The sequence below is a fragment of the Thermoflexus sp. genome, assembly GCF_025055495.1.
In the GTDB taxonomy this organism is placed as follows: Bacteria; Chloroflexota; Anaerolineae; order Thermoflexales; family Thermoflexaceae; genus Thermoflexus.
This window is the reverse complement of record NZ_JANWXB010000176.1, coordinates 1-12631: the sequence shown is the minus strand read 5'-3', so window position 1 is coordinate 12631 and position 12631 is coordinate 1. Positions and strand designations below refer to the sequence as shown.

The 12631-nt window shown below is 65.5% G+C and carries 10 protein-coding genes and 1 pseudogene; all 11 read left to right on the top strand.

Annotation, left to right across the window (positions count from 1 at the left end; genetic code table 11):
* The first annotated feature begins 473 nt into the window (after nucleotides 1-473).
* Complete coding sequence (locus NZM16_RS06150) at nucleotides 474-971, top strand: B-box zinc finger protein (RefSeq protein ID WP_295452725.1); 498 nt, start codon at nucleotides 474-476, stop codon at nucleotides 969-971.
* Between the two features lie 84 nt (nucleotides 972-1055).
* Nucleotides 1056-2822 (top strand): DNA repair protein RecN, encoded by a 1767-nt coding sequence (recN, locus tag NZM16_RS06145; protein WP_295452723.1) that lies wholly within the window; start codon nucleotides 1056-1058, stop codon nucleotides 2820-2822.
* 368 nt (nucleotides 2823-3190) lie between these two features.
* Complete coding sequence (locus NZM16_RS06140) at nucleotides 3191-3655, top strand: Fur family transcriptional regulator (protein ID WP_295452721.1); 465 nt, start codon at nucleotides 3191-3193, stop codon at nucleotides 3653-3655.
* Nucleotides 3656-3849: 194 nt separating this feature from the next.
* Nucleotides 3850-4794: a metal ABC transporter substrate-binding protein gene (locus NZM16_RS06135; RefSeq protein WP_295479342.1), complete on the top strand. Its 945-nt coding sequence runs from the start codon at nucleotides 3850-3852 to the stop codon at nucleotides 4792-4794.
* Between the two features lie 237 nt (nucleotides 4795-5031).
* Nucleotides 5032-5865, top strand: a complete 834-nt coding sequence (locus NZM16_RS06130) for a metal ABC transporter ATP-binding protein (RefSeq protein WP_295479340.1) — start codon at nucleotides 5032-5034, stop codon at nucleotides 5863-5865.
* A gap of 3 nt (nucleotides 5866-5868) precedes the next feature.
* The gene (locus NZM16_RS06125) at nucleotides 5869-6705 is read left to right on the top strand and encodes a metal ABC transporter permease (RefSeq protein WP_295452716.1); all 837 of its coding nucleotides are present in this window, start codon (nucleotides 5869-5871) and stop codon (nucleotides 6703-6705) included.
* A gap of 106 nt (nucleotides 6706-6811) precedes the next feature.
* Entirely contained in the window at nucleotides 6812-7510 is a 699-nt protein-coding gene (locus NZM16_RS06120; RefSeq protein ID WP_295452715.1) for a response regulator transcription factor, read from the top strand.
* Nucleotides 7511-7784: 274 nt separating this feature from the next.
* Nucleotides 7785-8765: a hypothetical protein gene (locus NZM16_RS06115; RefSeq protein ID WP_295479337.1), complete on the top strand. Its 981-nt coding sequence runs from the start codon at nucleotides 7785-7787 to the stop codon at nucleotides 8763-8765.
* Between the two features lie 588 nt (nucleotides 8766-9353).
* Nucleotides 9354-10175, top strand: coding sequence for a PDZ domain-containing protein (locus NZM16_RS06110; RefSeq protein WP_295479334.1), 822 nt, complete (start codon nucleotides 9354-9356; stop codon nucleotides 10173-10175).
* A 163-nt stretch (nucleotides 10176-10338) separates the two neighbouring features.
* Nucleotides 10339-11943: a cell wall metabolism sensor histidine kinase WalK gene (locus tag NZM16_RS06105; RefSeq protein WP_295479331.1), complete on the top strand. Its 1605-nt coding sequence runs from the start codon at nucleotides 10339-10341 to the stop codon at nucleotides 11941-11943.
* Nucleotides 11944-12198: 255 nt separating this feature from the next.
* Nucleotides 12199-12631, top strand: a pseudogene (locus tag NZM16_RS06100) (hypothetical protein); the annotation flags it as partial.

Genomic DNA, 12631 nt, shown 5'->3' with positions numbered 1-12631 from the left:
GGAGCGCCCGATCCATCGCTGCGGTCAGACGACCCAGCCCCTGCGGGGGTGGAGGTGGCTCAACAATGATGTCGTCAACGCCCTGGCGGCTCTCCTGGGCGCCCTCGGGATGCTGGCCTGGAGCTGGGTCATGGGATAACCGGAAGGCCAGGGGTTAACGATTTGATCTCCAATATTCGTAGTTGGGCACGTTAGTGCCCGTCCGAGGTGTTCTCGAAAAGAGCACGGGCACTGGCGTGTCCTGCTGCGAACGAAAACGCCTGTTGGTAGTAGGGCACGTTAGTGCCCGTCGAGTAGAGCACAGGAGTGTCCATCCTGGTCCTTCCCCCAAACGAGCAGGCGCCGATGGGCCGGATGGCCAGCCACGAAAAGACCTTGGCCCGGAAGGGCTGTCCGGCGAGGATGGGACACGGCAGGACCAGCCAGGCCCTTCGGCGCGGGTTGCGCTTTATCATATTTAATGGAGGCTGTCCATGGTCGGGGAGGAAACGTTGTTCTGCGCCTTTCATCCCGATATCCCGACCACCCTGCGTTGCAACCGGTGTGGTCGCCCGATCTGCCCCCGGTGCGCGATCTCGACGCCAGTGGGCTATCGCTGTCGGGAATGCGTGGCCGGCCAGCAGGCCCTCTTCTTCAATGCCCGCCCTCTCGACTACGGGATCGCCGCTCTCGTGGCCGTGGTCATCGGCCTGCTGACGGCTCCCATCGTTGCCGCCCTGGGGTTCTGGGCGATCTTCGCGGGCCCGCTGGTGGGAAGCCTCACGGCCGGGGTGGTGCATCGATTGACGGGACGGCGCCGGGGGCAATGGATCTGGCTGGTGGTCAGTGGAGGGCTGGCCGCGGGGCTGGTCATGCTGCGCCTCCCGCTCCTGCTGGCCTCCCCGTTCGCGCTCACGCGCCTCCTATGGGATGGAATTTACCTGGCGCTGGCGATCAGCACAGTCATCGGCTATCTTCGATTCTGGCGGTGAAAGCGCCTCCCACCGTTCTGCAGTTGGCGAGGAGGGGAATCCGTTCGTTGGGGTCAGGAGACGCTCTCTTCTGAAGAGGGACCCATGCTGGTGGAGCTGCATATTCGGGATTTCGCGATTATCGATGAGGTCACGCTCCGGTTGGAGCCCGGGTTGAACGTGCTGACCGGGGAGACGGGGGCGGGGAAGTCGATCCTGGTGGATGCGGTGGCCGTGCTGGTGGGTGGCCGGGCCGATGTGGAGATGATCCGGGCCGGCGCGGAGCGGGCTCTGATCGAGGGCCTCTTCCACGTGGATGAGCCCCTCCTCGTCTGGCTTTCCCCGATTCTGGAATCGCACGGCCTGCTGGACGAAGGCCCCTTGGGGGAGCTGGTGCTGAGCCGGGAGATCCGCCAGGGGGGCCGACACATCGCCCGGGTGAACGGCCGGCTGGTTCCCCTTCACGTTTTGAAGGAGATCGGGCAGATCCTTGTGGATATCCACGGGCAGACCGAGCATCTCTCGCTGCTGCGCGCCCGGGAGCAGCTGGAGCTGCTGGATCGCTATGCGGGGGTCGGGGAGCTGCGGGCGGCGCTGGCGGAACGGGTCGCCCGCTGGCGGGCGGTGCGCCGGGAGATCGAACGGCTTCGACAGGATGAGCGGGAGAAGGCGCGTCGGGTGGACCTCCTTCGGTTCCAGATCGAGGAGATCGAGGCGGCCCGGCTCCGGGAGGGGGAGGAGGAGGCGCTGCTGCAGGAGCGCAACCGTCTGGCGAACGCGGAACAGCTGGCGCATCTGGCGGACGCGCTCTATCGGGCGCTTTATGAAGGGGAGGACGAGGCGCCCTCCGCGCTGGATCGCCTGAGCGAGGGCGTGCGGGCCATGCAGGCGCTGGCCCGCATCGATCCGGTCTTCCAGTCCTATCTGGAAACGATGGAGGGTCTCATCGCCCAGGTGGAGGACTTGGCCCGCATGGTTCGTGCTTACCGGGAGGGGATCGAGTTCAACCCACGACGGCTGGCCCAGGTGGAGGAGCGCCTGGATCTCATCCGACGCCTCCAGCGCAAGTATGGGGACACGATCCCGGAGATCCTGGCCTATGCGGAACAGGCGAAGCGGGAGCTCGAAACCCTGCTCCGCGCCGAGGAACGCCTGGAGGAGCTGGAGGCGACGGCGGAGCAGCTGCTGCGGGAGATCGGGGAGATCGGGATGCGGCTCTCCCGGCAGCGGCGGGAGGCGGCTGAACGCCTGGCCCGGGAGGTGGAAGCCCAGCTAACGGATCTCCGGATGGCGGGGGCGCGGTTCGAAGTGGCCCTGGAGCGGACCCCGGATGAGGAGGGGGCCTATGCGGACGGCGCCCGCTGGGCCTTCGACGCCACCGGGCTGGATCGGGCGACCTTCCTGATCGCGCCGAATATCGGGGAGGGATTGCGCCCGCTGGCCCGCATCGCCTCCGGCGGCGAGACCTCCCGCCTGATGCTCGCCCTGAAGGTCGCCCTGGCCCAGGCGGATCCGGTGCCCACGTTGATCTTCGATGAGATCGATCAGGGGATCGGCGGCCGCGTGGGGGCGGTGGTGGGGGAGAAGCTCTGGCGCCTCGCCCGCCACCATCAGGTCCTCTGCGTCACCCACCTGCCGCAGCTGGCCAGCTTCGGAGATATCCACTTCAAGGTGGAGAAGCGCGTCATTGGGGAGCGGACGGTGGCCCGGGTGGTTCGGGTGGAAGGCGAGGAGCGCGTGGCGGAGCTGGCGCAGATGTTGGGTGGGACGGGCCGGGCAGCGGTGCAGAGCGCCCGGGAGATCCTGGACTATGTAGCGCGGGTGAAGACAGGGGAAACCCCGCGCACGCCTTCCCGGCGTCGGTCGACGTAGAGAGGGTGCCCTGTGGCAAACCCAAAGGCTGGGGTGACGGAACAGAAGGCGAAGCCGCCCGTCACCCCAGCCTTTCTTTATCCCCCTCCTCACGTCATGAGGAGGCGCGGGGAGGGGAGTGGAGGGAGGGGGCAAGTCCCGAATCCCTGACCGAGATCCGATCAATTGAATGGAGGCGTGCGTCTCCCTTCCCCCCCAGGTCTGGCCGTCGGATCCCAATACCCCTTTCGTGCTGGGCCAGCGCATTCCCCCCTCTTCATCTTTACGATACGGATCCCTGCGATGGAACGGCCATTGCCCATGTTGACAGCGGTGGGGTTTTACGGGTATACTCTTTTTGAAAAAATTTTTCATTAAGAGAGGAGCCTGTGAACTGGGAGGAGCGCCTGAGCCGGGCCGGATGGCGAATCACCATGCCCCGCCGGGTGGTGATGTGGGTTCTGCAACAGGCGGGGCACCCGCTTTCCCCTCAGGAGATCCACGCCCGGGGGCGACGGTTTCATCGTTCTCTGGGGCTGGTCAGCGTCTATCGGGCGCTGGCCGTGCTGGAGCAGGTCGGTCTGGTGCGCCGGGTTCATCGGGAGGATCGTTGCGATGGCTACATCCTGGCCTCGCCGGGGCATCATCACATCTTGCTTTGTCGGGGCTGTGGGCGGACTGTGGAATTCCCGGGGGCTGAAGATCTGAGCGGCCTCATCGCCCATGTAGAACGGCGGACCGGGTTCCGGGTGGAGGACCACCTGCTCCAGCTGGTCGGCCTCTGTCCGCCGTGCCGAGGCTCCCGGCTCCGATCGCGGCCGTCCGGCTGGGAGACGACAGGGCAGGAGAAATAAAGGTGGCTTGATCCTATTCCATACTTCACTTCCGGCGCTACGCTGTCGGCTCCTCGGGAAATCTTCTCTCCTCTCTTCTCGCAGCCCGGAGGGTCATGGGGAGAGAGGACAATGGGGGGGAGCCGTTCCCCCTCGTCCGATCGGTTCCCAACGGTGTGGCTCCTATCCTTTCATCCTCGAGCTGGAGGGAGGAGATGGGTCATAAAGCATGGAGGATCATAGTCGCTTTCTCTCTGCTCGTCGCTTGCCAGCCAGCCCCTTCGGGGGGCGTCGAGGAAGGTCGGCGGTTGCAGGTGGTCGCCACGACCCCCATTGTCGGCGATGTGGTGCGGGAGATCGGCGGCGAGGCGATCGACCTTGTGGTCCTGCTTCAGCCAGGGATGGATCCTCACACGTTCGAACCCAGCCCTCAGGATGCGGCCCGGGTGGCCAGGGCCGCGGTCATCTTTGCGGTGGGCGCAGGCCTGGAGGCGTTCCTGGATCCTCTGTTGCGCCAGGCCGGCGGGCACGCCCGCAAGGTCGATCTGACGGAAGGGATCCCCCTCCGTCCGTTCGAGGCCGGAGTGGAGGAAGTGGAGGAAGAGGAAGAGGAAGGTCACGAAGCCCACGGTCCCATGGATCCTCACGTGTGGCTGGACCCGCAGAATGTAATCACGTGGACGTTCACTATCGAAAGGACCCTGGGCGAGCTGGATCCTGGCCATGCGGATCGGTTCCGGAGGAACGCGGAAGCGTATCGGGCCGAACTGAAGGCGCTGGACGAATGGATCCAGGCCCAGGTGGCCTCGATCCCGCCGGAGCGCCGTCTGCTGGTGACGGAGCATCAGGTCTTCGGTTATTTTGCCCATCGCTATGGGTTCACCCAGGCCGGTGTTATCCTGCCCGGGGTGACCACCGCCGCCCAGCCCTCCGCTCAGGAGATCGCCCGGCTGGAGGAAACCATCCGCACGAAAGGTATCCGCGCGATCTTCGTCAGCAGCACGGTGGACCCGGTGCTGGCCCGACGGATCGCAGAGGATACCGGGGCACGCCTGGTGCGGCTGTATGTGGATTCTCTGAGCGAGCCTGGAGGGGAGGCGGATTCGTATCTGAAAATGATGCGCTACAATGTGCAGGCGATCGTGGAGGCGTTGCGATAACGCGGCCTGGGATCCAGGGATTGTTGGGGCAGGTGAGGCCATTGAAGGCGGCCTCGTCTGCTCCCCAAAATCCCTGCCGAGATCGAAGCCACGAGCAGTCACCAGGAAGCATTCTCCGATTATAGGCGCCCTGTAGGGGCGGGCCCCCCACGCCTGCCCCGACTGAAATGATCTGCGCACTGGGTCTGCGGGAGGTATCCCCTGGCGGAGGCGTTCGGGGTTCGGAAGGAGGTTGGGATGGCCCTGACGAAGTGGTGGCGGAAGGTGACCTTGCGGGAGCGAGAGGCCGGGCATGCCCCGGGCGAGCCGTTGCTGGAGGTCTTGCGGGTCTCGATGCATTACAACGGCGTGGTCGCCCTGGAGGAGATCTCCTTCACGGTGGAGCCCGGCGAGCGGATTGCCGTTGTGGGACCGAATGGGGCGGGCAAGAGCACCCTGTTGAAGATCATCGCGGGTGTGTTGACCCCCACAGCGGGCTCCGTCCGGATCTACGGCCATGGCCCTCAGGGCCATCTCTGCATTGCTTACATCCCCCAGCGAAACCAGGTGGACTGGAATTTTCCCCTGACGGTCGCGTATGTGGTGTTGATGGGGGGGGTGGGGATGATGGGGCTGTTGCGCCACCCCAGCGCCCGGGATTGGGAGGCGGTTCGCCAGGCGCTGGAACGGGTGGACATGCTGGATCTGGCCGATCGGCCGATCCGCGCCCTTTCTGGAGGGCAGCAGCAGCGCATGTTTATCGCCCGGGCGCTGGCTCAGGAGGCAGAGCTGTTGCTGATGGATGAGCCCTTCACCGGCCTGGACCTGCCTGCTCAGGAAGGCATCCTCGAGCTCCTGGAGGGTTTGCGTCGGCAAGGGGTGACCGTCCTGGTGGCCACCCACGATCTGGAGCAGGCGGCCGCTTACTTTGATCGCGTGCTGCTTCTGAACCGTCGCCTCGTTGCCTTCGGGATCCCGGAGCAGGTGTTCACCCCGGAGGCATTGCGGACCGCTTATGGCGGTCATCTGCGGCTGGTTCAGATCGGGGACGAGCTGATCGTGGTCGGGGATACCTGCTGTGAGGGAGGGTAAGCGGTGGGGGAGATCATGCGTCTCCTGATGGATCCACTGCAGCACGCGTTTATGGTTCGAGGCCTGATCGCCGCTGTGGTGGCCGGAGGGCTTTGTGCGCTGGTGGGAACTTACGTGGTGTTGCGCGGGATGGCCTTCTTCGGCGATGCCCTAGCCCACTCGATCCTGCCCGGGCTGGCCCTGGGGTATCTGCTCGGGGGCGGCTCTCGGGAGGCGTTGTTCTGGTGGGGGCTGGGCGCGGCCATCCTGGCGGCCCTGGGCATCGGAGCCCTCAGCCGGGGACAGCGATTAAAGGAAGACACCGCCATCGGGGTGCTGTTCGCCGGGGCCATGGCGCTGGGGGTGGTCCTGATCTCCACCACCCGAAGTTACGCGGTGGATCTGACCGATCTGCTTTTCGGAAACGTGTTGGGAGTAGGAGAAAGGGATCTTATCCGCCTGGGGATCTTCGCTGGGATCGTGGCAGCTGCCATCGTGCTCTTCTACAAGGAATTCCTGGTGATTTCCTTCGATCCGGTCCTGGCCGTCACCCTCCGGCTTCCTACCCGTCTGTTTGAGAACCTCCTGCTGATCCTGATCGCGGTCACGGTGGTGGTGGCCCTTCAGACGGTGGGGGTGGCCCTGATGGTGGCGATGCTGGTGACACCTGCAGCGACCGCCTACTTGCTCACCCATCGCATGCCGGCGATGATGGTCCTGTCGGTTCTCCTGGCGGGATTCTCGGCGGTGGTTGGCCTTTACGCCTCCTATTACGTGGGCATCGCCTCCGGCGCGGCCATCGTGCTCACCGCGACCGTGCTGTTCTTGATCATCCGGGGGATCGTGGAGATCCGTTCATAACCTTTTTCCTTTCCCGTGCCCCGTTGGGCCGCGGGGAGGAGGGAGGCCATCCCCCCTCAGCGAATCGGAGCCGCTCAGCTTCCGATTCATTTGTGGACGAAGCGGTATGGCCGGAGAACGGATCCTGATTGTGGAAGATGAGGCCGCGGTGGCCCGAGGGCTGGAATACGCCCTGAAGAAAGAGGGCTATGAAGTCCTCTGGGCGGATACCGGGCAGAAGGCCCTGGAGATGGCCCTCCAGCGGGATCCCCATCTGATCATCCTCGACATCCGACTGCCCGACCTCAACGGCTTCGAGGTGTGCCGTCGCATGCGCAGTGAGGGGCTGCGGCAACCTATTCTAATGCTCACAGCCCTCGACGAGGAAGTCGACCGGGTGGTGGGCCTGGAGGTGGGGGCCGACGATTATGTGGTGAAGCCTTACCGGCTGCGGGAGCTGATCGCCCGGGTGCGGGCGCTGTTGCGCCGGGCATACGGCGAGCTGTCCATGGCGGCCCCGGGCGAACGCATCCGCTTCGGCGACATCGAAGTGGATTTGGAACGACTCCAGGTCACCCGAGGGGGACGGCCGGTGCCCCTCACCCCAACGGAGTTCCGGTTGCTCCGCTTCCTGATCACCCATCCCCATCGTCCGTTCTCCCGGGAGGAGCTGATCGAGGCAGTGTGGGGCTACACCCGCGACGTCCTGGATGATCGGACGGTGGACGTGCACATCCGGCATCTGCGGGAGAAGCTGGAGGAGGACCCCTCCAATCCTCGCTGGATCCTCACCGTGCGGGGCGTAGGGTATAAGTTTCAGCCCTGAGGGATACTTCCTCTCTGAGCGGCTCATGGCCCCCAGAGCGATTCGATGGGAAAGATCTTGCCTGACCGCTTAAGCCGGGCGTCGCTATCGGATTCGCTGTCTTATGGAAGGCCACCTCCTTTCCGGCCGAACGATATGGAATCACCCTCCGTGGGGTTTGCTGACATCAAACGGCCCACTGCGCCCGTTGTGCGTTGTGAAGGATCCTGGGGCCGCCCCAGCGCCGGTTCGGAGGCGTTCGCTCTTTATGATAAAATCCTTCGGGGAGGTTTGCATGGCCTTCACAGTGCGCGATTTTGAGAGCCTGATTCGTCTGCTAGACCGGCGCCCGGAGTGGCGGGAGGCGCTGCGGCAGCGGATCCTGACGCGGGAGCTGCTGGAGCTGCCGGTCCAGATCCAGGCGCTGCGCGCGGAGACCGAGCGGCGGTTCCAGCGGGTGGAGGAGCAGATCGCCGCGCTGGCCGAGGCCCAGCGGCGCCACTATGAGGAGTTCGCCGCCTATCGGGCGGAGACCGAGCGCCGCTTCGCGGAGCTGCGGGCGGAGACCGACCGCCGCTTCGCCGAGCTGGCCGAGGCCCAGCGCCGCACCGAGGAGCGGGTGGGACGCCTGGAAGAGGCCGTGGCCGCGCTGGCCGAGGCCCAGCGGCGCCACTACGAGGAGTTCGCCGCCTATCGGGCGGAGACCGACCGTCGCTTCGCCGAGCTGGCCGAGGCCCTCCGCCAGCTAACGGAACGGGTGGATCAGCTGATGGGACGGGTGGATCGCCTGGATCGACGGGCGGAGGACCACGCCCGCGACCTGAGCCGGCTCAAGCCGCTCCACCTGGAGTTTCGCCTCCAGCAGCGGCCCGCTGATTTCTTCCGACCGCTGATCCGGCGGGCGGCGGTCATCTCCATGACCCCGATCCTGGACGATGCTGTCGCCGCGGGCCGCCTGCGGGAGGAGGAGGCGGAGGACGCCGCCCGGCTGGATCTGCTGGTAGAAGGATTTCACCGCCGGGAGGATCGCAAGGTCTACTTGGCGGTGGAGATCTCCTGGCTGGGCGACACCGAGGACATCGAGCGGGTCGTCCGGCGGGCGGCCCTCTTCGCCCGGGCCCTGGAGGCGGAGGTGTGGCCGGTGGTGGCGGCGGAAGATCTCACCGGTCCCGCCCGAATCATGGCCCGCCGGATGGGCGTATGGTGGGTGGGAGAAGAAAAGACGTTCCGCCCCGAGGAGATCCCACTCCCTCCTTCGCCCTCACCAGATCCCTAAAATGAGAAAGACGGCCCCGGTGGAGGACGTTCCGCCGGGGCCGTTTGTTTTGGGCCGCCCAGGTGCGGGCCTTATTTAGAAAACGATCACGTCTTCTAAACATACTCCGCCCGCTTCGGCTGAAAGGAATTGCTCACCCTTCGACAAGGGCAGTATTCCGCTGGAATCGCCTCCCGGAGACGGCGGCCCCTCGGTCCTCCCAATCGCCAATGACGAAGCCCACCCTCCGGTCCGGTGCGCCAGCACCGGGCCGCCCACTATCACCGCTTTTGTCCCTTCGTCGATCGATGATCGATCGTCGCTTCTAAATGATCCACTACTCCTCACCGCGTCCTTCCTCAGAGAGCGATAAGGAACACCCTTAAGCTTTACCTGAATGCGAGAAATCCCAATCTCATTGGTGTTAAGAAACCTTAATAAAGGGGCAACCGGAGCATAACTTGACGAACTTAAATTCGGGTTGCTCCATGCCTGCGGGGATCTTGTTCAGGATGTTGAATGAAAGGGGAGAGCGCCCTCGGAAGGGACGACAGCCGAAGCCGGAAGATAGGGCCAAAGTCCAGAGGATGGGATGCGGAGGAGGTCGCTATGCGTCGCTGGGTATGGATCGGGCTCGGAGGGTTAGGGATCATCGTTCTGATCGGAGGGGCCCTGGGGATCGGGCTTCTGCTCTCCCGGGGGATCGCCCTGGCCCGTGGGTTAGGGGTGAGCACGACGCCGGTGGGCGCTACGCCGACGCCCGGCGCGAAACCAGGGGTAGTGATCATTGATGTGGAACCTGGCGGGCCGGCAGATCGGGCCGGCCTGACGCGTGGGGACATTCTGCTGGAGATCAGCGGCCAGCCCGTCGGATCCCTATCGGATCTCCGGTCGATCCTGAGCCGATATCGGCCGGGCGACACGGTGACGGTGGTGGTCCAACACGGGGATGAGCGGCGCACCCGGACGGTCACCTTGGGGGATCGGAACGGGCAGGCCTACCTGGGCGTCATGGTGGCTCCAGAGCCGGGGTCTCCGATGTTTCGGGGCAGGCCCCCTTTCCGCGGATGGGGCCTCCCATGGGGGCGCATACGCCCACCGGCCGGTGGGGTCTTGATCCTCTCGGTGGAACGGGGGAGCCCGGCGGAACGAGCCGGGCTGCGGCCGGGAGATTGGATCACGGCCGTTGATGGACAAGCGCTGAGCTCCGACGAGGATTTAGGAAGTCGGATCGCGGCGCGCCGTCCAGGGGATTCCGTCCGCCTGACGATCTGGCGCCCCGCGGAGGGGGAGCAGATCGTGACGGTCACCCTGGGAGAGCATCCTCAGAAGCCGGGCCAGGCTTATCTGGGCGTTCGCTACTCGTCGTTCCGGTTTCGTCTTGCGCCTCGTATCTCGCCTACCCCTACCCCTTCAGGGGGTGGGACGTGATCCGATGCCTGGCTTCTATCCCTTCTCTCTCCACCCCTTAGGCTGGGGGGAGGGAGGATCCAGGATTTCGAAGGTGAAGGGCCTGATCTTTTAGGATGAGCGGGGCCATCCGAGGCCGCTCCGCCCATTCCCAGATCCCCGGCTTTATCGATGTGGAGGAACCATGCGAGGGCTCTGGCCCTTTCGAACGATCCGTGGATGGTTGATCGGAAGCTATCTGGTTCTGAGTCTGGTGGCGGTGGGGATCAGCGGGCTGCTCACCCTGGGCCTGCTTCGGGCCTATAGCCTCCACCAGGAGCGGGCGGTGCTGGAGGCGAATGCGGAGGCGGTCGCCCGGCAGGCTCGCATGTGGATGGAGCCTGTCCCCTGGAGGGAGGGTCTGGCCCGGCTGGCCTACGCGACCGCCTTTCTGGGGAACGCCCGGGTTCGCATCCTGGACGCGGAGGGCCAGGTGCTGGTGGATTCCGGTCCGCCGGCGCGGGCGGGCGCAGCGTTCTGGGCGGCTCCTTCTCCCTCCATGACCCCGGGCGCCGGGGAGTCAATGCCGGGGGCCTCGCTCTATTTGCCGGGCGCTACGGAGCGTCTCGAACGCCCGCACGGACCGCCCGGAATGCGGTGGATGCGGATCCGTCAGTTCCGAAGCCCATGGGGAAGCCGCTTCCATTTTGAAACATTCCCCGCGGGGGGAGAAGCCGGCGGGATTCCCCCAGAGGCAGAGGATTCTGCCCAGTCCCTGATCGTGCGGGCTCCGATTGGGGAACCCCAGGATCCGCTGGGCTATGTGGAGCTCCAGACGGGGGTTGAGCCCAGCGTTGAGGTGATCGCCGCAGCCACTCGGGCCTTCACCATCGCTGGTTTGGGGGCGGCCCTGCTGGCAGGGTTGCTGGGGTTGATGGTCAGCGAGGCCCTAAGCCGTCCCATCCGCCGGCTGGCGCGGGCAGCGATTCGGATGGGGGAGGGGGATCTCGGTGTCCGGGCCCCCGAATCCGGGCCCCTGGAGTTGCGGCACCTGGCCGGGGAGCTCAACCGGATGGCGGAACGTCTGCAGGCGACGTTCAACGCCCTGGCGCGGGAGCGGGACGCCCTGCGGCACTTCATCGCCGACGCCTCCCATCAGCTGCGCACGCCGCTGACCGCCCTGCGCACGTTCCTGGAGCTCCTGCAGGGGCCGGCGGCCGAGGATCCGGAGGCGCGGACGGCCTTCCTGACGGAAAGTCAGGCCCAGGTGGATCGAATGGCATGGATCACCCAGAACCTGCTGGATCTCTCCCGCCTGGAGGGCGGGTTGATCCAACTGGACCTCGCACCGCATCCCCTGGCCGATGTGATCCGCGCTGCCGCCGCTTTGTTTAAGGAGGCAGCGGCTCGGAGGGGCCTGACGCTGGAACTGGAACTTCCAGAAGAGCCCGTGGAGGTGGTATGGGATCGATGGCGGGTGGAGATGGCGTTGTCGAACCTCCTGGACAACGCGGTGAAGTTCACGCCGTCCGGCGGGCGGATCATCGTGGGCAGCCGTCGGGAGGGCGAGAAGATCCGGGTGTGGGTAGAGGACACCGGGCCCGGGATTGACCCGGAGGATCTTCCCCATGTCTTTGAGCGGTTCTATCGCGGCCGGAACGCGACGGCGGAGGGGAGCGGGCTGGGCCTGGCGATCGTGCGCTGGATCGTGGAGATCCATGGTGGCCGGGTCGAGGTTCATAGCCGGCCCGGCCAGGGAAGCCGGTTTGAGCTGACGCTTCCGCTTCGCGCGGAAGCCGTCTCCACATAGAGAAGGCTGGTGGAGGCCGTTAAAGGCTGCCTCCCCTGGCCCTCCAGAATCTCGCTATGCCATGGGCAGCTTCTGATCTCTCCCATGGGTTCAAGGCTGGGACGCCGCCGAAGGCGGCACCCCAGCCTTGAAAATGCCATAGAGGAGGGGAAAGGGGCCTAGCCTGTCCCTTCCCGAAGGCCCCCAGGTCGGACTCGTCGCCTGAAGTAGCCCATAGCGTTCTCTCGGTTCATCTGAATCCAGGAGGGAACTTCCGTGCAAAGAAGGCGATGGGCAATCACCTTGACGATCCTGCCGATCGGGATCGGGCTGCTGATCGCGGCAGCCCTGAACATACTGAGCGTCCGCTTCGATTTCCTCTATCGGAATGTGGGCGGCTTCGGCATACTTCGAAGCCTCTCGTGGGCAGCGACGGGCGTCGGGGCCCTGGCCTGGATGGGCGCAGTGGGGCTTCTCGCCGGGCGGATGGCTCTCCAGCCCGCGCCGTGGCCTCGAAAGCTCCTGTTGGTCTTGCCGGGCTACGCTCTGGCCCTCCTGCTCCTTGGCCTGCTGATGCTCCTGCTGGGGATCGGAACGACCGGGCCTTTTGCCATCTTATGGATTGCCGGTAGCGCATCCCTCACCCTGGTTGGAGCGATCATCGCGGCTTTCGGTCAGGGGATTGGAGGCCGGATTCGAACCGTGGTGC

What these genes read in the sequence shown, in the direction of transcription:
- NZM16_RS06150 (WP_295452725.1), top strand. Translation starts at nt 474, where the DNA reads ATGGTCGGGGAGGAAACGTTGTTCTGCGCCTTTCATCCCGATATCCCG.
- recN (WP_295452723.1), top strand. Translation starts at nt 1,056, where the DNA reads ATGCTGGTGGAGCTGCATATTCGGGATTTCGCGATTATCGATGAGGTC.
- NZM16_RS06135 (WP_295479342.1), top strand. Translation starts at nt 3,850, where the DNA reads ATGGGTCATAAAGCATGGAGGATCATAGTCGCTTTCTCTCTGCTCGTC.
- NZM16_RS06130 (WP_295479340.1), top strand. Translation starts at nt 5,032, where the DNA reads ATGGCCCTGACGAAGTGGTGGCGGAAGGTGACCTTGCGGGAGCGAGAG.
- NZM16_RS06120 (WP_295452715.1), top strand. Translation starts at nt 6,812, where the DNA reads ATGGCCGGAGAACGGATCCTGATTGTGGAAGATGAGGCCGCGGTGGCC.
- NZM16_RS06115 (WP_295479337.1), top strand. Translation starts at nt 7,785, where the DNA reads ATGGCCTTCACAGTGCGCGATTTTGAGAGCCTGATTCGTCTGCTAGAC.
- NZM16_RS06110 (WP_295479334.1), top strand. Translation starts at nt 9,354, where the DNA reads ATGCGTCGCTGGGTATGGATCGGGCTCGGAGGGTTAGGGATCATCGTT.
- NZM16_RS06105 (WP_295479331.1), top strand. Translation starts at nt 10,339, where the DNA reads ATGCGAGGGCTCTGGCCCTTTCGAACGATCCGTGGATGGTTGATCGGA.